Source organism: Streptomyces sp. NBC_00986 (assembly GCF_045162565.1).
Classification (GTDB): domain Bacteria; phylum Actinomycetota; class Actinomycetes; order Streptomycetales; family Streptomycetaceae; genus Streptomyces.
Genome location: NZ_CP108733.1, coordinates 9,828,194 through 9,847,732, shown reverse-complemented (window position 1 = coordinate 9,847,732; position 19,539 = coordinate 9,828,194). Strand labels below are relative to the sequence as shown.

Genomic DNA, 19,539 nt, shown 5'->3' with positions numbered 1-19,539 from the left:
CCCGTGCTGAAAGCGACCCTCCGGAGCTTCCTCGCGCACAAGGGACGGCTGCTGCTCTCGGCGCTCGCCGTCGTGCTGTCGGTGGCGTTCGTGGCCGGCAGCCTGATCTTCTCCGACACGGTGACCCGCACCTTCGACCGGCTCTTCGCGTCCACGTCCGCCGATGTGACCGTGGAGCCGAAGCAGGACCTCAAGTCCTCGGTGCCGACCGGCGCGACCGAGACCGTGCCCGCCTCCCTCGCCGGACAGGTCGCGAAGGTGCCCGGGGTCGCCTCGACCCACGCCGACGTGTCCGTCGAGAACATCGTGGTCGTCGACAGCGACAACAAGTCCGTCGGCCCCACCACCGGCGCCCCCACCATCGCCACCGACTGGTACCTCACCGACCGCAGCCCGGTGAAACTGACCTCGGGCCACGCCCCGCAGGGCGCCGGCGAGGCTCTCCTGGACGCCGACACCGCCGACAACAAGCACGTGAAGATCGGTGACACCCTGGCGGTCCAGGCGCAGCCGGGCACCTTTCACGTCAAGATCGTCGGCATCGCCACCTTCACCACCACCAACCCCGGTGCCGCACTGGTCTTCCTGGACCCGGCCACCGCGAAGTCCCAGCTCCTGGGCGCGTCCGACCGCGCCACGAGCATCTCGGTGGACGCGGCGAAGGGCGTCGACGACGCCGTACTCAAACAGCGGGTGAGCGCCGCGATCGACTCCTCCGGTACGTACGACATCAAGACCGCGGGCGAGCAGGCGAAGTCGGCGGCCGCTGATCTGGGCGGCTTCCTCGACGTGATCAAGTACGTGATGTTGGGATTCGCAGGCATCGCCGTCCTGGTCGGTGTCTTCCTGATCGTCAACACGTTCTCGATGCTGATCGCCCAACGCACCCGCGAACTGGGCCTGTTGCGTGCCCTGGGCGCGGACCGCAAGCAGGTGCGGCGGTCGGTGCTCACCGAGGCACTGCTGCTCGGGCTGGTGGGCTCAACTCTGGGTCTGGCGGCCGGGATCGGGCTCGCGGCCGGGCTGATCAAGCTGATGACCGCGTTCGGGATGAACCTCAAGACCACGGAGATGGTGGTCGGTTGGCCGACTCCCGTGGCGGCGTACGTCGTTGGGGTCGGCGTCACGTTCGTCGCCGCGTACCTCCCGGCCCGACGTGCGGCCGGTGTCTCGCCGATGGCGGCCCTCGCGGACGCCGAAGTCGCAGGCGTGGGGCGGCCGTTGAAGGTGCGCGCGGTCGTGGGTACCGTCGTCGGGGCGATCGGTGTGGCCGCGCTGGCGGGTTGCGCCGCCGCGACGAAGACAGCCTCCGCCTCCTCCTTCCTGGGCCTCGGGATCGTCCTCACCCTCATCGCGACCGTGATCGCGGGCCCGCTCCTGGTCCGCCCGATGATCCGGGTGCTGGGCGGCGCCTTCCCCGCCCTGTTCGGCTCGGTCGGCCGGATGAGCCAGCGCAACGCCCTGCGCAATCCGCGCCGTACGGGTGCCACCGCGGCGGCGCTGATGGTGGGGCTCGCCCTGGTCGGCGGGATGTCGGTGGCGAGCGCGTCCATGTCCAAGTCCTTCGACCAGCAGATCGACAGGACCCTGGGCGCCGACTTCGTGATCCAGAACGGCAACTTCCTGCCGTTCTCCAAGGAGGTCACGGACCATGTGCGCGCCACCCAGGGCGTCGGTCTCGTCGTACGGGCCCGCTTCGCGCCCCTCGCGGTCCGACTGCCGGACGGTAAACGGGTGGAGACGACGGCGGCCGGCTACGACACCCCGCTCGACGACGTCGCCCACATCAAGTACGCCCAGGGCAGCACGAGTTCGGCGCTCGCCGCCGGACACCTGGCCATGGAGGTCGACTTCGCGAAGAAGCACGGCGTACGGATCGGCAGTGTGCTCCCCGTCGAGTTCCCGGGCGGCCGCACCACGAAGCTGACGGTGGGCGCCCTCAGCGACCAGGGTTCCTCGGGCGGGTTCGGGACGCAGGGCGGGCTGTTCTTCGGGATCGCCACGGTCGAGAAGTACGTCCCGAACGGCCAGGACTCCTCGCTGTACGTGAACGCCGCGTCCGGCACCGGCGCCGACCAGCTCCGCAAGTCCCTTGAGACGACGCTGAAGCCCTATCCGCAGGTCCAGGTCCGCGACCAGGCCGACTACAAGAAGCTCGTGCACGACCAGATCGCCGTACTGCTCTACCTCGTGTACGCGCTGCTCGGGCTGGCCATCGTCATCGCGGTGCTCGGCGTGGTCAACACCCTTGCCCTGTCGGTCGTGGAGCGCACCCGCGAGATCGGCCTGCTGCGTGCGATCGGTCTCGGCCGACGCCAACTGCGGCGCATGATCCGGCTGGAGTCGGTGGTGATCGCGGTGTTCGGCGCGGTACTGGGACTCGGGCTCGGCCTGGTGTGGGGCGTGTGCGCGCAGCAAGTCCTGGCGCTCCAGGGCATGAAGGCGCTCGCGATCCCGTGGACCACGATCGTCGCGGTGGTGATCGGCTCGGCGGTGGTCGGCATCGTGGCGGCACTGCTGCCGGCGTTGCGTGCGTCGCGCATGAACGTGCTGGCGGCGATCGCGCACGAGTGATGGAATCGCGACAGCAACTCACACCTAGTGACGCCCAGTCAGGTCACCTGCCTGCGAGGAGAGTTCATGCCGCGCCCGTTCCGCTTCGGAGCCAGCCTGCTCACGTCCTCACCTGCCGATGAGTGGCGGACCAGATGCCGTCGGGTCGAGGAGCTCGGCTACGACGTGATCCTGGTCCCCGACCATCTGGGCATGGTCGCGCCCTTCCCGGCACTGGTCGCCGCGGCGGACGCGACCGAACGGCCGCAGGTGGGGACGTTCGTGCTCAACGCGGGCTTCTGGAACCCGACCCTACTGGCCCGCGAGGTGACGACGACCGCCGATCTGACCGGCGGACGCCTCGAACTCGGCCTCGGCACCGGCTACGTACAGGCGGAGCACGACACGGCGGGCCTGCCCTTCGGTTCGCCGGGTGAGCGCGTCGACCATCTGCGGCGCACCATCGAGGAGTTGGGGAGGCTGCTGGACGCAGCGAAGTGCCGCGTACCGCTGCTCCTCGGCGGCAACGGTGACCGCATGCTGCGCCTGACCGCCGAGCACGCGGACATCGCGGCGTTCGCGGGGGCGAGCCTGGAGCCGGGCAGCACAACGGGCAAGCTGGCACCGGTCGATGCCGCCGGGTTCGGTCAACGGGTCTCCCGGTACCGGGAGTTCGCGGCCGGTCGCGAGGAACCCGCCGAACTCAACCTGCTGATCCAGATGGTGGCCGTGACGGACGACCCCGCGAGCGCGCTCCGGCCGCTGCTGGACCGCCGACCGGACCTGTCCCTGGAGTACGTGCTGGACCTGCCCGTCTTCCTGGTCGGCACCCTGGACGAGATCACCTCGAAGCTGCGCGCGCTGCGCGACCGGTACGGGTTCTCGTATCTCACGGTGCTGGAGCCGTCCATGGAGGCGTTCGCGCCGGTCGTGGAGGAACTGCGCCGAAACCCGCTCGCCCCGCACGCCCACCCTCTGCTTGGCTCGTCCCATGAGTGATCTTCATATCCGTAGCGCAGCCCTCCCCGACATCGACGCCGTGCTGGCCTTCTGGGGCGAGGCCGCCGAAGGCACGAGCATCAGCGACGACCGCGACGGCGTGGCCCGGCTGATCACCAGGGACCCGGACGCGCTGATCCTCGCGGAACGCGACGGGCGACTCGTCGGGTCCGTGATCGCCGGTTTCGACGGCTGGCGCTGTCACCTGTACCGGTTGGCCGTGCACCCGGAGCACCGTCGGCAGGGCATCGGCTCGGCGCTGCTCACCGCGGCCGAGGAGCGGTTCGTGGCGCTGGGCGGGCGTCGCGGGGACGCGATGGTGCTGGAGCGCAACGAGACCGGCCGGCATGCGTGGCGCGCGGCGGGGTACGCACCCGAGGAACAGTGGCGGCGCTGGGTGAAGCACCTCACCACCTGAACGCTTTGCCCATCCTTTACCATTGGTGGACCACTCCGAACTTCTGATTCTTTTCGAAAGGTGTGAGCGTCCGCCCATGGGCGAGCCTCCCGGTCCCGGCGCGCGACATCGCGCGAACCTCCCTGCCCTGTCCGATCATGGGACGGAGGTGACCCGATGACCGAAGTGCTTCTGCTGCTGGTGGCGATCCTGCTGTCGCTCCTCTGCGGCGCCTTCGTCGCGGCCGAGTTCTCGCTGACCACCGTCGAGCGCGGCGAGCTGGAGCGCGCGGTCGAGCGCGGTGAGCGGGGCGCCGCGGGCGCCCTGAAGGCCGTACGGAATCTGACGTTCCAGCTCTCCGGGGCGCAGCTCGGCATCACCGTCACCAACCTGGTCGTCGGCATGCTTTCCGAGCCGTCGATCGCCGCGCTGATCGCGGGCCCGCTCGAATCCCTGGGCATCTCGCACTCCGCGTCGAAGTCCGTCGCGCTGGTGCTGGGTACGGCAATGTCGACGGTGTTCCTGATGGTCGTCGGCGAGCTGGTGCCGAAGAACTGGGCGATCTCGTCGCCGCTGAGTGTGGCGAAGCGGGTGGGCAACGCGCAGCGGTGGTTCAGTGCCGCGTTCCGCCCGTTCATCAGCCATCTGAACAACACGGCCAACCATGTCGTGCGCGCCTTCGGCCTGGAACCGGCCGAGGAACTGGCCTCCGCGCGCGGGCCGCAGGAGCTGGCCGCGCTGGCCCGGCACTCCGCCAGGGCGGGCGCCCTGGAGCCGGACACGGCCGAGCTGTTCGTACGGACCCTCAACCTCGCCGACCTCACCGCGGAGAACGTGATGACGCCCCGCGTCCAGGTCGTCGCCCTCGACGCCCAGGCGACCTGCGAGGACGTGGCCAACGCGACCCGGGCGACCGGGCTGTCCCGGTTCCCGGTCTTCCGCGGCAACCTCGACGAGGTCGTAGGCACGGTGCACATCAAGGACGTGTTGGCGGTACCGGCGGAGCGCCGCGCCCGTTTCCCCCTCTCCGAGGTGATGCGCGAACCCCTCCTGGTCCCGGAGTCCCTGACCGTGGACCGTCTCCTGGACCGGCTGTCCGGCAAGCGCACGATGGCGGTCGTCATCGACGAGTACGGCGGTACGGCGGGGGTCGCGACCCTGGAGGACATCGTCGAGGAGGTCGTGGGCGAGGTGCGGGACGAGCACGATCCGCACGAGACGCCCGACCTGGCCCCGGCCGGGGCGGACGATCACGGTCGCACGCTGTACTCGGCGGACGGCGCCGCCCGTATGGACCAGCTCGCGCGCGTGGGACTGCGGGCGCCGGAGGGGCCGTACGAGACGCTGGCCGGTCTGGTCGCCAATGAGCTGGGGCGGATTCCGGAGGTCGGGGACGTCGTCGAGGTCGCCGGGTGGCGGATCGACGTGGTTGACGCGTCGGGGCGCAGGGCCGCGCGGCTGCTGCTGCACGCGCCGCTCGACGACGCCGATTCCGGCTCCGATTCCGGATCTGGTTCCGACTCCGCGAAGGGGGAGCTGTGACCGCCGTACAACTGCTGATCGGGTTGGCGACGCTGGTCGTCAACGCCTTCTTCGTGGCCGCCGAGTTCGCGTTGATCTCGGTGCGCCGCAGCCAGATCGAGCCGCACGCAGAGCAGGGCGACCGGCGCGCCAAGAGCGTGCTGTGGGGGCTGCAGCACGTGTCGGCGCTGATGGCCGCGGCCCAGCTCGGCATCACGCTGTGCACGCTGGTGCTCGGCATCGTCGCGGAACCGGCGATCGCGCATCTGCTGGAACCGGTGTTCCACGCGGTCGGCGTTCCGGAGGGCGCGGGACACGCGGTGTCCTTCGTGATCGCGCTCGCCGCGGCGACCTATCTGCACATGCTGCTCGGCGAGATGGTGCCGAAGAACATCGCCCTGGCCGAGCCGGTGCGCAGCGCGCTGCTCCTCGGGCCGCCGCTTGTGACGTTGTCCCGGGCGCTGCGTCCGGTGATCTTCACGATCAACGCGTTCGCCAACACGCTGCTCAAGCTGCTGCGGGTCGAGGTCAAGGACGAGGTCACGGCATCCTTCTCGGACGCCGAACTCGCCCGGATCGTACGGGACTCCGGCGAGGCGGGACTCATCGACGAACGGGCCCTGGAGCGGCTGAACGACGCGCTGGAGCTGGGCAGCAGGCCCGTGCGGGACGTCGTACTCCCCCTCGAACGCGTCGACTACGTGGTCGCGGGCATCACCCCGGCCGAGCTGGAGGTGCTGTCGGCCGAGTCGGGCTTCTCCCGCTTCCCGGTGGTGGACGGCGAGCGCCGGATCATCGGCTACCTGCACGTCAAGGACGCGCTGGACGCCTCACCGCGCGACGAGCCGTTCAAGGTGGAGGACATGCGCTCCATCGCGAACGTGAAGGAGAGCACCCCGCTGGACGACGTCCTCACCGCGATGCGCAGCAGCCGTACGCATCTCGCGGCGGTCCTCGACGAGGAGGGACGGCTGACCGGCCTGGTGACCATGGAGGACGTGCTGCGGGAATTGTTCGGGCAGCGCGCGTGAGGGAGTGAGGGGGCGGTCGGGCCGGGGGCGGCCTCGGGCGGGTGGCTGGTCCGGGGCGGGATGCGGCCGCGGGCGGGTGGCTGGTCCGGGCCGGGATACGGCCGCGGGTGGCTGGTCCGGGCCGGGATACGGCCGCGGGCATGCGGCTGGTCCGGGCCGGGATACGGCCGCGGGTGGCTGATCCGGGCCGGGAGGCAGCGCGGTGCGCGACGGGCAGGGGGCAGGCGGCAGGCGGCAGGCGGCAGGCGGCAGGCGGCAGGCGGCAGGCGGCAGGCGGCAGGCCATGATCCCCGCGCGGGACGCGTCGGTGCCTGGCCGGTGACTCGGACTGGTTCCCGGCCGGTGCCGGTGGCAGGTCGAGCGCTCGGTGAGTGGCTTTGCGGGCCCGCGTCCGACAGCAGGCCGGGGCCCCGGCGGCCCGTCGGCGCAAGCCCGACCGGTCATGGCGGAGGCCGACCTACCGACGGGTATGGACGCGGGATATCATCTTCGTCGCCATGCAGACGAATCCCACGCACACCAGCCTGGTCGCGATCGGCGACTCCTTCACCGAGGGCATGTCGGACCGGCTCCCGGACGGCACCTACCGGGGCTGGGCCGACCTCCTCGCCGGCCGGATGGCCGCCCGGACGCCCGGCTTCCGGTACGCCAACCTCGCCGTGCGCGGCAAGCTGATCGCGCAGATCGTCGACGAGCAGGTCGGCCCGGCGGCCGCCATGCAGCCCGATGTGATCACGCTGGTCGGCGGCCTGAACGACACCCTGCGCCCCAAGTGCGACATGGGCCGCGTCCGCGCCCTGCTGGAGGAGGCCGTCGAACGCCTCACCCCGGCCTGCAAGCACCTGGTCCTGATGCGCAGCCCGGGCCGGCAGGGCCCGGTCCTGGAGCGTTTCCGCCCCCGCATGGAGGAACTCTTCGCGTGCGTGGACGACCTCGCCGCCCGCCACGGCGCCCTCGTCGTCGACCTGTACGGCGCCCCCTCGCTCGCCGACCCGCGCGCGTGGGACGTCGATCGCCTCCACCTCACGGATGAGGGTCACCGCCGCGTCGCCGAAGCGGTCTGGCAGACCCTCGGCTACGAGGCGGAGGACCCGGAGTGGCGCACCCCGATGCTGCCGACCCCGCCCCCGAACTGGACCGCCCGCCGCGTCGAGGACGCCCGCTTCACCCGCCAGTACCTCCTCCCCTGGATCGGCCGCCGCCTCACGGGCCGCTCCTCGGGGGACGGCCGGACAGGCGCCCACTTCAGCGCTGAGCTGGGCAAAGCCTTTTGGGTCACCCCTGTGGACCACACAAACCCTGGCCCTGTGACGGACTGGCAACAGGTAGAGCCCTGAACCGGAGCCTCGCCGGATGCCATGCACCGATCGAACGCGGAGCCTCACCCGCACGACACCTGCAGCCGACGGACCGACGTCACGCCGCGAGTCGTACAGCATCCTGAGCGAGGACCTGCGTCCTGTCGACCTCAACGACCGGCCGCCTGTCGCTCACGGCGAGCCCGGAGCGTGTGCTGAACTCCACCAGTTCACATCGCAGCACACCCAAGGCCGACGCAACCGCCACCTCCAGGGCAGCAGCCAACGCGGCCGGCTCGGCAGCGAGCTCCCACGAAGTCGACACAACAGAGAACACACCCAGCTCGGGGAGATCCGTCAGCCGGAAGCCGATTCGGACTTCCGGCATCGGTCCGCGACCCGCCCGGGCTGCCGCCTTGCGGTCAGCCAGGTTCGTCGGACAACCACACAGCGATCCACGTGCGCCCACCGGCTCCAAGAACCGGGTTCCGTCGCAGACTTGGAAAGCCTCACCAGGTCCGCGGAAGATTTCAAGTCCAGTGAGACGGTCTTGGCGCTATGAGGTTTGTGGTGCGGGTTCGCGGCGCTTGGCCGGGTCGTTGATCCAGGCGGGGCAGCACCAACCGGATCACCGAGATGGTGAAGGCCGTCCTCGTCCTTCACCACGCGTCAACGTGAGGTTGGAAAACGCTCAATGGCCAGACGCCTGTCCGGGAAACACTGGGCCCCTCACGAGCGAACGGCGGTGCTTTTCGGCTTTGTCCACGTACTCCGCGGTGTTGTTCAGCCACGGGAACGGCGTGACGGGCGAGTCCACTCCGATGAATTCACAGAGCGGCGCCCAGCCTTGAGTCACCTCGTACACCAGCAGCCTGTCTGCGGGGACTTCGCGCTGCACCTCGGCGTTGTGCCGATTGAACACCGCCGTGAGGTGCGCTTCATCGCGGCGGTTGTCGAAGACATGGTCGAACATCGCCAGCGCCAACCGGCGCAGCCCGGCGAGGACGGGATCAGCCGATTTATCGAGGAGGTCCTGACGAAGGACGGTGTCGCTCATGCTCCGGTACCACGTTTGCGCATCACGAATACTGAGGATGACCTTCGCTTCCGGATATTCCCGGATCAGCTCTCGCCAGAAAAAACAACCGGGTGCGTCCGCTGTCGCCTGGTAACCGGCGAATATCGTATGCGGATCGATCGGCCCGCCCTCGTAGACCTGTACCCAGTGTTCGATGTGATCGGGTTTCTTTATCATTTCCTTCGTGTGATAACAGGGACCGAGGCCCAGTTGATTCAATGCTTCGTACAGGGTTACCGTGCCCGTTCTGGGGAAACCGACACCGATTATCTTCACGTTTAGTCCCCTTTTTAGCAGAGGGTGGCCAGATCATCGACGAGCACGTCATACCCGGGATCGGCCAGAATGCGCCTGGACATGTCGGCCGCTCGGTACCGGAAGGTCCGGTCCGCCAGCACCCGACCGCATGCCTCGGCCAGTACTCGGGGGGATGCGTCGGCCGGGTCCACATGTATTCCAAGACCCAGTTCTTCGACCCGGTGCGAGTTGGCAGGCTGGTCGCCGAACATCGGCAGGTTGACCATCGGTGTGCCGGCGATCATCGCCAACTGCACGCTGCCGAAACCGCCGTGCGACAGGAACAGCTCGGCAGTGCCAAGCAGCAGAGAAAGCGGGACGAATGGCACCAGCCGGACATTGGCCGGGCGCGGTCCCTGCCAATCGGATTCCGCCGCGATGATCGCCGTACAGGGCAGTTCGCCAAGCGCGGTGACCATCGCCGTGAGCAACTGCCGAGATTCCGGCACGACAAGAGGTGCGACCGTGCCGAGCCCGGCGAGCACCAGCGGTCGGTCGTCGGGCAGGTCAGCGAGCGCGCGGTCGAGAGCGGCGGTGACCGCATCCGGACGGTAGGAACGCGCCGGGGAAATCGGCAAGGACTCCGGATACCACTCGCGGGGGATGATGCCGGCGAGCGGGCCACGGATCGGGTGCCATACATCGTCGACCGGGTCCAAACCCAACGCTACCCGCTGACCGTTCACCCGATCGTGCACGAACGGGAGGTTCAGTGCCGAGAACGGCGAGATGTCAAGCACGGCGCGAGGCAACCCCAGCCTCTCCGCGGCCAGGTAGCCGCCGAACTCGTTACACTCCCGCACGATCAGGTCCGGCCGCCACGCCTGCGAGGCCCTTATCACCTCTCGTGCGAAGATCCCGGCCAACGCTCCGGCTCTCGCCTGTGTCAACCGTCCCGGTTGCGCCCTGGCCCGTGCCTGTTCTTCGGGGCTTTCCTCCCGCGCCTCCGGCATCCCGGGGCTGCCGGCGAACTCGGGATCGGCGAGCAGCTCTTCCAATGTCTGGACGTGCGGCAGCGGCAGATGCTCGACGCCGGCACGGACGAGTGCGTCAGCCATCGCCGGCGCGGTCGCCACGGCGACCGCGTGACCGGCCCGCTGTAGCGCCATCGCCACCGGCACCACCACCGGCATCATGTGTGAGTAATAGGGTAAACAGGTCAGTATCACGCGCATCCGACACCCTCCTCCTGTCGCCGCCTCACGGACACGGTCTCCGTACCCGGATCGGCGAACGCATCCGTCTCGGCCCTCCGACGTCGATCGCGACCAAGGCGATGGCCTCCACGGGGTGGACATTGGCCGGCAAGTCCGAAAACGACTCGGCAGGTAGCCGTACCTCGCGCGTGCCCGTCAGCAGCCGATCCCGGTACTCGTGTTCCCGGGGCTGCGCCGGGCAGTGGCGCGCGCGACGCGCGGAACGTGACGGGCGTACGTTCGAAGGCCAGTTCCTGCGGAAGGTTGCGGTGTGGATGAATCCGGTCCCGGAGGTCTACCGCTACCGATCTCCGGGGCGTAGCAACCGAATCCGTCGTCGAGTTCGACGTACTGCGGGGTCTCGTCCGCGGCTGTCACGTCCGGATCACTGACACCTGGCCCCCGGTGTTCACTTGGGGTGAATACACACGCTGCGGCAAGGCTGCCGGCAATGCCGTTTCCTCGAAAGGAAGCGGTGGTTGCGTGCCTGAAAAGACTGCTGCCAGACATTGGTCAGTACGTCCTGTTCATCGAACTAGGGCGGATCTTCACCTGCCGCTTTTTGAGCCTAAAGACTGGAGCGCGCGCATGCAAGTACGCCTCCGGGATGGATGGTTTGCCCCCGATACAAATGAATTATGGCGATCAACGGTCTTCTATTCTCCCGTGATAGAGGCGGTCCCATTGGCGCGGCCCACGCACGACGCTGGACATCTCGGCGGACTGCGCATACCGCGCTTACGGAGCCATCGGCGCAGGTGGTCATGACCACTGCTGGCGACATAACCCTTGCCGGCCTGCGGTTTGCCGGATCGGCGTCGGTGCGGACCGCGGCGTGCACGGACCGACGGTGTCCCGTGCGCGAGCGGTTGTGTCTCCAGCACCAGGAGGTGCGGCCCGACCTCGGCCCTGGCCTTGGACCATTTGTTGAAGCGGCGGCGGGCCGTTTGCCCGGGGCCCGAATGGCGGGGCGACGGCCTCCAGGTACAAACCAGAAGTGACCACCACCACCGGCTCGAAAAGCTCCCACGGCTCATACGGCGCCAAACGCTCCACGACGCCCGCAACCGCAGGCTGCCGAACCAACCAAGCGGAATGTTCTCCTGGTTGACGGGGCAATGATCGTCTGTAAAGTGACGCTGCTCGACCGATCATGCCGGGAAGTCTTCCGCCCCCCACGAGAGGGGAATCCCCCGTGCCAGAGACCGTTCCAGAGCGCAGGGCCATACCGAAGGAGCGCTCGCAGACCTGCCCCTTCGATCCGCCGGCGACGCTGCGCGAATTACGGACGCAAGACCCCGTCTGTCCGGTCGCGATGGCGGACGGCAGCAGCGGATGGCTGCTCACCCGTCACGAGGACGTACACGCGGTACTGGGCGACCACCGGCGGTTCAGCTCACGCGGCGAGCTGCGCAACTCGGCCCTCGACGGCCAGGTGACCGCCGCCAGACCGGCGAGGCCCGGCGAGATCAATTCCGTCGATCCGCCGGAACACACCCGGCTGAGGCGCAAGCTCTCCGGCAAGTTCACCACGAGTCGTATGGCGCAGCTGTCCGAGCGCATTGCCGGGATCGTCGATGACGCTCTGGACACAATGGAACTCCTGGGCCCGCCGGTCGATCTGGTGGAGGCGTTCGCGTCTCCCATTCCCTCGCTGGTCATCTGCGAGCTCCTGGGTGTCGATTACGCGGAGCGGGCGGAGTTCCAGGAGCGGACCAAGGCAATGCTGACCCTGGGCGCCAGCGCTGATCAGTTCATGGCGGCGGTCGAGGAGATGACCGGCTACGTCACGAAGCTGGTGGTTGCCAAGCGTGCCCGGCCCACGGACGACGTGCTCAGCAATCTCGCCGCCGACGAGGAACTGACCACGGAGGAGGTCGCCCGGATGGGCCTGGCTCTGCTGGCGGCAGGCCACGAGACCACTGCCCACATGCTTGCTCTGGGAACCTTCGCGCTGCTGCGCAACCCCGACCAGCTCGCGGCCCTGCGCGCCGACCCCGACCTGGTCAACGGCGCGGTCGAGGAACTCCTGCGCTATCTGACCATCGCACAGTACGGTGCGGAACGGTCGGCCACCGAGGACGTCGAGGTGGGTGGTCGGCTGATCAGGAGGGGTGACGTCGTCGTGCCCGCGCTGATGGCCGCCAACCGCGACCCGGAACGCTTCGGCGATCCCGACGTATTGGACGTCACCCGCCAGGCCGCCGGCCACGTGGCCTTCGGATTCGGCATCCACCAGTGCCTGGGCCAACAACTCGCCCGGGTCGAGCTGCGGATCGGGTACAAGGCGCTGTTCCAACGCTTTCCCACACTGCGGCTCGCCGTCCCGCCGGAGGACGTGCCACTGCGCACGGACTCCATCACCTACGGCCTTGCCAGGCTCCCTGTGACATGGGACGCGGTCGGCCTCTGACGCTCAAGTGCCGGACACGGGCGGTCAGTTACCGGGAGTGGTTTCCGTCGGGTCGCGCAACGGAGGCCAGGCCCGCACACCCGGGACCTCCGTGGTGGCGCCGCCCCTCCGGCTGACCCGCTCACCACCCCTTTCACCCTCGACCCCTCGCGTCTCCCCTCCGTCCGCAGACCACCCGCCCCGGCCGCGCATGCTCACGTCCGGGGCGGCGCCATGTCCTGGTGGCCGCAGCGCCTTTCCAGGACCACACGAAACGGGCGACAGACCGCCAAACGCGGACACCGAGGCCACTAAATATGGTGTAGATCACTGTAAACCGCAACGGAATATCGTATCCAGCAGATATCCCTTGGGTTCCCATCAATGAAACCGCAGGAAATCTGGCTAATCAGTGTAAAGGGCATTCTCATTCCGGTACGCAAGCCGCAGTTCAACCTGCTGTGCGCGCGGTAGGGCGCTATTGACCAATGGATCCGGCGTCGAGGACAGTGAATTAGCGTCCCGACTGCACCAGCGAACCCACCTGCAGGCGGGGTGCCTTGGCGCACAATCGCAGAATGGAGCGTCGCCATGACACCGATACGTCATCAACTCGCCCTGAATGAAAATTTCTCGTTACATCTTCCAGGTGTACAAGAAGCCATCAGGGACTCGCTGAAGGACATCAACCTCACCTTGGACGCACTGTCGACCGGGTTGTCCACGGCTCTCGCTGAGCATCTGGATGTACCAGTCCGACATGTGTTCGTCAGCCCTGGTTCGGGTGCTCTGCTGTTGCAACTCCTCAATGCCTACGCCGGCAACGGCGCCGAGGTCGTGCACGCCTGGCCGTCCTTCGACATGTATCCGCTGCTCATTCGTAACGCGGGCGGCATCCCGGTCCCGGTGCCCCTCAAAGAATTCTCGCACGACCTGGACGCCATGGCCGCCGCCGTCACTCCGCAGACCCGGGTCGTCGTTTTGTGCAACCCCAACAACCCCACCGGGACCATGCTGGGCGAGGCCGAGTTGAAGGAGTTCCTCGACCGGCTGCCCAGCGATGTACTCGTACTCGTTGACGAGGCATATCTCGACTTCGCAGACCCGGACTCGATCGCCAACGCCATCGACCTCCACCGGGGCGACCCGCGCGTCTGCGCGGTGCGGAGCTTCTCCAAGTCCTACGGCCTGCTCGGGATGCGCGTCGGCTACCTTGTCGCCGACCCGGCCGTCACCTCCGCGCTCGCGCCGACCTCGCCGTTCCTGCGGGTCAGCACCCCGGCGCAGGCCGCTGCGCTCGCGGCGCTCAAGGCCGAGACCCATATGCGGCGGCAGTGCGCCGAGGTCAGCCGCGAACGGGACCGGGTGCACCGGGCGCTGACGGAACTGGGCTACCGGGTACCGGGCAGTGAGGCCAACTTTCACTGGCTGCCGCTGGGCGAGGACAACGGCCGGTTCGTGGAGTTCTGCGCCGACAACGGCGTCTCGGTCCGTGAGATCGCGGGGGCGGGCGTACGAGTGACCGTGGGGACCCCGGAGGCCAATGACGCGGTGATCGAACTGGCCAGACGTTTCGCCGGTGGCGCGCCGCCCGGTGCGGCTCATCCGAGTGAGCGGCAGTAGCCGGATGGCAGCAATGAACGCCCGAACTGCCGATGCTCCCGCCGCCAACCCCACCAGCGCCCCGGCCGACACCCTCCTTCACGAACTCAGTTCCTCACCCATTGCCGAATCGCTCCGCCGTGAACTGCTGAAACGTTGGCCGAGCACCCCCGACCGGGTGCGGGAGATCAGCCGCTACGCCCTGCTGGCGCCGGGCAAGACCCTGCGCCCGCTGCTGCTGGTCGCGTCGGCCGACGCGGTCGGCGGCAGCTACGACGGCGTCCTTCCGGCGGCGATGGCGGTGGAGTACCTGCATGTGGCCACGCTGATCCACGACGACGTGATCGATGACGACGAGCTCCGCCGGGGCCAGCGCTCGGTGCACGCCCACTACGGGATGGCCGACGCGATCGTCACCGGTGACTTCCTGATCCTGACGATGTTCACCTCACTGGCCGAGTGCGTCGAGCGCGGGGTTCCCGCAGCGGCCGTACTGGAAGCGGTCCGCGTCCTGGCCGAGGCCGGGGCCGATGTGTGCCGGGGCCAGACAAAGGAAGCCGAGCTGACGAGCGACCCCTCGTCCCCCATCGCCGACTACGAGACGGTGATCTCGCTCAAGACCGGTGCGCTGTTCCGGGGAGTGTGCCGCGCCGGGGCGATCCTGGGCGGGGCCGGCCCGGACCATACCGAGGCGGTCACCCGGTTCGCCGAACACCTCGGCCTGGCCTTCCAGATGTACGACGACCTGCTGCCCTACCTGTGGGAACCCGGGACCACAGGCAAGCCGAACACCAGCGACGCCGGCAACCTACGGCCCACCTTCCCCGTGCTGTTGGGCTACGAGAGCGCCGGGAGAGGGGACCGCGAACGGTTCACCGAGGCCCTCAGCGGCCGGATACCGGCGGCGGAGGCCTACGAGCGGTTGCGCGAGTTACTGGAGTCCACCGGGGCACTGCACCGGGCGCGCGCGCGGGCCGAGACCGAAGCCGCTCTGGCCAGGGAGCAGCTGGCGGGTTTGCCCAGTTCCGAAGGCGTCGGCCTGCTCGCGGCCGTAGCCGAGTTGTCGATCAACCGGGACCGGTAGCCGTGGCCGGAAACGGGACCGGACACGCCACACGGGGCACGGACGGACGGTGGCGGCGCAGCGTCCACCGCACCGTCCAGGCGCATGTGCAGACCTGGCGCCCGTACACCCTTGCCCACCCCGCCCTCGTCGGCGTGGCGGGTGCGTGCACGGCGGGCGGTGCGGACCGGCCGGGTACGCTCGCGCTGGCCGCCGGGGCGCCGGGGCTGGGCTGGCTGGCCGGCCACTACCTCGGCGACTACTTCGACCGGCACCTCGACGCGATCGCGAAACCACAGCGGCCGATCCCCTCCGGCCGGCTGCTCCCCGAGGCCGCACTGGCAGGCGGTGTCGTCTGCGCGGCGGGCTCGGCGCTGATCCTCGCGGCGGCGAACTGGCGGACGTTGCTGCTGTTCGCCCTCGCGATGACCGGAATCGTCGTATACAGCAGGATCTGCAAGGGACGCGGCATCTCCGGCAACCTCGTACGCGGGGCGCTCACCGCCTTGGCATTCGTGGTCGGCGCGATGCTCGCGCAACCCGATCCGCCGTGGCGGGTGTTCGTGCCCGCGCTGATGTTCCTGCTGCACGACACCTCCTCGAACCTCGTCGGCACCATCCGCGACGTGGACGGCGACCGCGTCTGCGGTTACTTGTCGGTGCCGGTCCGCCACGGGGTGGACGTGGCCGCGCGGTTGGCACTGGCGCTGTACGCAGGCGCGATCGCGGTTGGCACGGCCGGCGCCGTGCTCCTGCCGATGGCGCACCGGTCCGGCTATACCGTCCTGCTCGTCGTGGCGGCGGGCACCGGCGTGGCGGCTTTCGTTCCGTTACTCCGGCGGACGCGGTCGGTGACCCGGTCTGTGACGGGGGTGGCGGCTCCGACGGAGACGCAGGCGGTGGCGTTGCGGGCGCACAAGGTCCTGGTCGTCGAACGCCTGGTACTGGCGGCCGCCGTCATCGCCGCCGGAACGGGGGCCCGGACCGTACTCGGGCTGCTGGCACCGGTACTGATGTTCAGCGTCGTCACCCAGCGCGCGATGCGTTCCCGGCACGAACTCCCGCCGCCCTCCCCCGTAAAGCAAGGAACGCCTGGAACGCAGAGAAAGGCATACCAGCCATGACCTCGCTGAAGATCGACATCAGTCATGTCACCTCGGCCATCGCCTCCGGCGCGGAGGCCATGTTCTCCGTCCAGCGCACCGACGGGGTCTTCGACTACGGCGCGGGAACCCTCACCTCGACGCTCAGCACCGTCGGCGCCGTCTCCGCCCTGCACTTCGCAGACCCGGAAGCCTCGGCCGATCTGATCGCGCTCGGCGTGGACTGGCTGAGCCGGACACAACTGCCCGACGGCGGGTGGAGCATGGTGCCAGGCGGCGAATCCGAAGCCGGTCCTACGGCAGTGGCAGCCGCGACCCTGCACCTGGTCGCCCCCTCGGGCGCCGAGGCGGCGGTGCGCTCGGGCCGTGAGTGGATGGCGGCCCACGGCGGGCTGGAAGCGATCCCGCACCCGGAGGTGACCGCCTGGTGCCGGCAGTTCTACGGCTATGCGGGATGGCTGGACCCGCAGGACATGCGGCGCTTCCCTCTCGAACTGGCGCTGTTACCCGGGCTGTTCCGGCGGCTGTTCGACCTGCGCAGCCCGATGGTCGCCGCCCTGGCCCTGGCCCAGACCCGGTACCGCCGCACCAATCCGGTTCTGCGGCTGCTCGCCGCCGCCGGGGCACCCAACGCGCTGTCCGTCATCCGCCAGGTGTACGAACACGAGGGCAGCACCGGCGGCTGGTGCGAGGACGCCTGGGTGACCGGGCTGATCTGCGCGGGCCTGGCACGGGCCGACCTGGCCCCCGACATGGTCGCCGGGGCCGTGAAGTGGTTCCGCGACATGGCCAACCCCGACGGCTCGTGGAACAGCGGCACCCTGGACCTGACCTGGTCGATGTACGCGGCCGGCGGGCTGCTGGAAGCCGGGTACGCAGCCGACGAACGCCTCCGGTCGACCCGGCAGCTGTTCCTGCGGGATCAGCAGGACCAGCCCTTCACAGCCTTCGGATGCCCGGCCGGGTTCTGGGGCTGGTCCGGGTCGCGCGGATGGCCCGCCTCGATGGAGACCGCCGAGATCGTCTCCGCGCTGACCGCCCTGCCCGACGAGGACGGACAGGCCGGCTCCAGCATCCAGCGCGGGATCGCCTGGCTGACCACCCAACAGGACACCCGCGGCTCCTGGGGCCTGTGCGTACGCAACACCAAGGTCGCCAACAGCGGCCCCTGCCCGCACATGACCGCGCAGTCCGTCGACGCTCTGCTGGACGCCGGAGCTCTCCCGGACGATCCCCGTGTCCTGCGAGCGGTCAAGTGGCTGCACACCGCGCAACGGCCCGACGGCACCTTCGAGTCCGTCTGGTACCGCATGCACACCGCCGGCACCTCCGCCGTAGTGCGGACGCTCGTCAAGGCGGCGCAAGGCGGGCACCCCACCGTCGCCAAGGCTCGGCAGTGGCTGATGGACACCCAGCTCGCGGACGGCTCCTGGAGTACCGGGGACGGCACCACGCCCGGGACCGTCGAGGAGACCGCGTGGGCCGTCGGCGCACTGCTCTCCTCTGCGGTGCCCGCCGCCGATCCGGCCGTCGACCGAGGTGTCCAGTGGCTGCTGGCCGTCCGGCGCGCGGACGGTTCCTGGCCCGAGGCAAGGGTGAACGAGTACGTCCGCCACGTCTGCCGCTACCCCAACGGTGGTCTCGCAGGCGGTCTCGCCCTGCGCGCTCTCGCCCGCTACCGCAGCGCCGTCGAGGAAGGACAACACACGGATGCGTACTGACGTTGTCGTGTGCGGGGCAGGCGTGGGCGGCCTCGCGGCAGCTCACGCGCTGGGCTCGCTGGGCCTGCGCGTCCTGTTGGTGGACAAGCAGGCCGAGCCCACCACAGCCGCCAAGGGTGAGGTCCTGCAGCCCGGAGCGTTGAAGATCCTCAGCGAATGGGGCGTCACCCGACGCCTCCAGGAGCGTGGCGCGTTACGGCTGTCCCACCTGGTCGCCCGCGATCCCGAGGGGCGTCCGCAGATGTCCCTGGAGTACGACCGGCTGCCGGGCGAGGCCAACTGGCTGCTCGCCCACGACTACCCGGCGATCCTGGCCGCGCTGGCCGACGGTCTTGCCCCCACCGTCGACTTCCGACGGGGCGTGCTCGTACGCGGCCCGCTGCGCGACGGCACGGGGCGGATCTGCGGCGTAACGCTCAGCGAGGGCGGCCCGGACCACGACGTCCACGCCGCGCTGATCGTCGCGGCCGACGGGATCTCCTCCCGGCTGCGGCGCGAGGCCGGGATCGAGGTCCACCGACAGGAGTACCCCCATCGGCTCGTCGCCTTCGACATCCACGACGCCCCGCCGACCGAGCCCGACTTCTCCGCCTACGTCAGCGGTCGCGGCCTGCGGCTGCGCTACCCGTTGCCCGGCGGCCGGGTACGCCTCTACGTACAGACCGCACCGGACGAACTGCGCGGCCTCGACAAGGACGGGCTGCTGCGCTGGACGGATCGGCTGCTCTCCGAAGTACCAGGGCTGGCGCCCCTCGGCGACGCGTTGCCGGCCGCCCTGGACAGCCGCCAAGCGCTGCCCGTCTCGCGCTTCCTCGCGCCCCGCCTCGCCGCACCCGGCTTGGCGTTGGTGGGAGAGTCCGGGCATACCGTGCACCCGATGGCGGCCCAGGGTATGAACAGCTCGGTCTGCGACGCGCACTGCCTGGCCGGGGTGATCGGCGCGCTCTCCGGTGACCTCACCCCGTCCGGGGTGGACACCGCGCTACGGGCCTACGAGTCCGAGCGCCTGCCCAACCTCGCCCACACCGGCCGGACCAGCCACAACGCGGCGCGGATGATCACCGACCTGTCGTGGGCGGGCCGTACGCTCGGCCGACGCGCCATGCGGCACACCGGGGCGAACTCCCGGCTGCGCTACACCGTCATGCACAACATGGCCGGCCTGGGCATCCACGAGCTCTCGCTGCTGGACCGCCTGCACCAGGTCGGGCTCCTCCCCGACCCCCGCGCCCGGCAGTTGCCGGCTTGGGCGTGAGGGCCGCCCCGCCGACCCTCACGCCGGCCGGCT

The 19,539-nt window shown here is 69.4% G+C and carries 14 protein-coding genes; 12 read left to right on the top strand and 2 right to left on the bottom strand.

The window, feature by feature from the left end:
* Nucleotides 1–3: 3 nt before the first annotated feature.
* The 6 genes from OG504_RS44135 (at nucleotide 4) to OG504_RS44110 (ending at nucleotide 7,838) form a co-directional block, all read left to right on the top strand.
* Nucleotides 4–2,574, top strand: a complete 2,571-nt coding sequence (locus OG504_RS44135) for an ABC transporter permease (protein ID WP_405994797.1) — start codon at nucleotides 4–6, stop codon at nucleotides 2,572–2,574.
* A gap of 66 nt (nucleotides 2,575–2,640) precedes the next feature.
* A complete protein-coding gene (locus OG504_RS44130; protein ID WP_405994796.1) occupies nucleotides 2,641–3,552 on the top strand; it encodes an LLM class F420-dependent oxidoreductase in 912 nt (303 codons plus the stop codon).
* The gene (locus tag OG504_RS44125) at nucleotides 3,545–3,970 is read left to right on the top strand and encodes a GNAT family N-acetyltransferase (protein ID WP_405994795.1); all 426 of its coding nucleotides are present in this window, start codon (nucleotides 3,545–3,547) and stop codon (nucleotides 3,968–3,970) included. Before OG504_RS44130 ends, OG504_RS44125 begins: the two co-directional genes overlap by 8 nt.
* A gap of 156 nt (nucleotides 3,971–4,126) precedes the next feature.
* The gene (locus OG504_RS44120; RefSeq protein ID WP_405994794.1) at nucleotides 4,127–5,491 is read left to right on the top strand and encodes a hemolysin family protein; all 1,365 of its coding nucleotides are present in this window, start codon (nucleotides 4,127–4,129) and stop codon (nucleotides 5,489–5,491) included.
* Nucleotides 5,488–6,501 carry a hemolysin family protein gene (locus OG504_RS44115; RefSeq protein WP_405994793.1) on the top strand — a complete coding sequence of 338 codons (1,014 nt, stop codon included), beginning with the start codon at nucleotides 5,488–5,490 and terminating at the stop codon, nucleotides 6,499–6,501. The genes OG504_RS44120 and OG504_RS44115 overlap by 4 nt, the downstream gene beginning before the upstream one ends.
* A gap of 497 nt (nucleotides 6,502–6,998) precedes the next feature.
* Entirely contained in the window at nucleotides 6,999–7,838 is an 840-nt protein-coding gene (locus OG504_RS44110) for an SGNH/GDSL hydrolase family protein (RefSeq protein WP_405994792.1), read from the top strand.
* 652 nt (nucleotides 7,839–8,490) lie between these two features.
* Here the strand turns inward: OG504_RS44110 and OG504_RS44105 are convergent.
* The gene (locus OG504_RS44105) at nucleotides 8,491–9,153 is read right to left on the bottom strand and encodes a sulfotransferase family protein (RefSeq protein ID WP_405994791.1); all 663 of its coding nucleotides are present in this window, start codon (nucleotides 9,151–9,153) and stop codon (nucleotides 8,491–8,493) included.
* Nucleotides 9,154–9,167: 14 nt separating this feature from the next.
* Nucleotides 9,168–10,349 carry a glycosyltransferase gene (locus tag OG504_RS44100; protein ID WP_405994790.1) on the bottom strand — a complete coding sequence of 394 codons (1,182 nt, stop codon included), beginning with the start codon at nucleotides 10,347–10,349 and terminating at the stop codon, nucleotides 9,168–9,170.
* Between the two features lie 1,216 nt (nucleotides 10,350–11,565).
* Here OG504_RS44100 and OG504_RS44095 point away from each other — a divergent pair.
* The 6 genes from OG504_RS44095 to OG504_RS44070 all read left to right on the top strand — a co-directional run bounded on the left by OG504_RS44095 (nucleotide 11,566) and on the right by OG504_RS44070 (nucleotide 19,506).
* On the top strand, nucleotides 11,566–12,783 hold the full coding sequence (locus OG504_RS44095) for a cytochrome P450 (RefSeq protein ID WP_405994789.1): 1,218 nt from the start codon (nucleotides 11,566–11,568) through the stop codon (nucleotides 12,781–12,783).
* A 570-nt stretch (nucleotides 12,784–13,353) separates the two neighbouring features.
* A complete protein-coding gene (locus OG504_RS44090; RefSeq protein ID WP_405994788.1) occupies nucleotides 13,354–14,385 on the top strand; it encodes an aminotransferase class I/II-fold pyridoxal phosphate-dependent enzyme in 1,032 nt (343 codons plus the stop codon).
* A gap of 4 nt (nucleotides 14,386–14,389) precedes the next feature.
* Nucleotides 14,390–15,448 (top strand): polyprenyl synthetase family protein, encoded by a 1,059-nt coding sequence (locus OG504_RS44085; protein ID WP_405994787.1) that lies wholly within the window; start codon nucleotides 14,390–14,392, stop codon nucleotides 15,446–15,448.
* 2 nt (nucleotides 15,449–15,450) lie between these two features.
* Entirely contained in the window at nucleotides 15,451–16,551 is a 1,101-nt protein-coding gene (locus tag OG504_RS44080; RefSeq protein ID WP_405994786.1) for a UbiA family prenyltransferase, read from the top strand.
* Nucleotides 16,548–18,251 (top strand): prenyltransferase/squalene oxidase repeat-containing protein, encoded by a 1,704-nt coding sequence (locus OG504_RS44075; RefSeq protein ID WP_405994785.1) that lies wholly within the window; start codon nucleotides 16,548–16,550, stop codon nucleotides 18,249–18,251. Before OG504_RS44080 ends, OG504_RS44075 begins: the two co-directional genes overlap by 4 nt.
* Nucleotides 18,241–19,506 carry an FAD-dependent oxidoreductase gene (locus OG504_RS44070; RefSeq protein ID WP_405994784.1) on the top strand — a complete coding sequence of 422 codons (1,266 nt, stop codon included), beginning with the start codon at nucleotides 18,241–18,243 and terminating at the stop codon, nucleotides 19,504–19,506. The genes OG504_RS44075 and OG504_RS44070 overlap by 11 nt, the downstream gene beginning before the upstream one ends.
* The last annotated feature ends 33 nt before the right edge of the window (nucleotides 19,507–19,539 follow it).

Excerpts from the sequence above, each read along its gene's own strand:
- OG504_RS44130 (WP_405994796.1), top strand. The coding sequence starts at position 2,641 with ATGCCGCGCCCGTTCCGCTTCGGAGCCAGCCTGCTCACGTCCTCACCT.
- OG504_RS44125 (WP_405994795.1), top strand. The coding sequence starts at position 3,545 with ATGAGTGATCTTCATATCCGTAGCGCAGCCCTCCCCGACATCGACGCC.
- OG504_RS44120 (WP_405994794.1), top strand. The coding sequence starts at position 4,127 with ATGACCGAAGTGCTTCTGCTGCTGGTGGCGATCCTGCTGTCGCTCCTC.
- OG504_RS44110 (WP_405994792.1), top strand. The coding sequence starts at position 6,999 with ATGCAGACGAATCCCACGCACACCAGCCTGGTCGCGATCGGCGACTCC.
- OG504_RS44100 (WP_405994790.1), bottom strand. The coding sequence starts at position 10,349 with ATGCGCGTGATACTGACCTGTTTACCCTATTACTCACACATGATGCCG.
- OG504_RS44090 (WP_405994788.1), top strand. The coding sequence starts at position 13,354 with ATGACACCGATACGTCATCAACTCGCCCTGAATGAAAATTTCTCGTTA.
- OG504_RS44085 (WP_405994787.1), top strand. The coding sequence starts at position 14,390 with ATGGCAGCAATGAACGCCCGAACTGCCGATGCTCCCGCCGCCAACCCC.
- OG504_RS44075 (WP_405994785.1), top strand. The coding sequence starts at position 16,548 with ATGACCTCGCTGAAGATCGACATCAGTCATGTCACCTCGGCCATCGCC.
- OG504_RS44070 (WP_405994784.1), top strand. The coding sequence starts at position 18,241 with ATGCGTACTGACGTTGTCGTGTGCGGGGCAGGCGTGGGCGGCCTCGCG.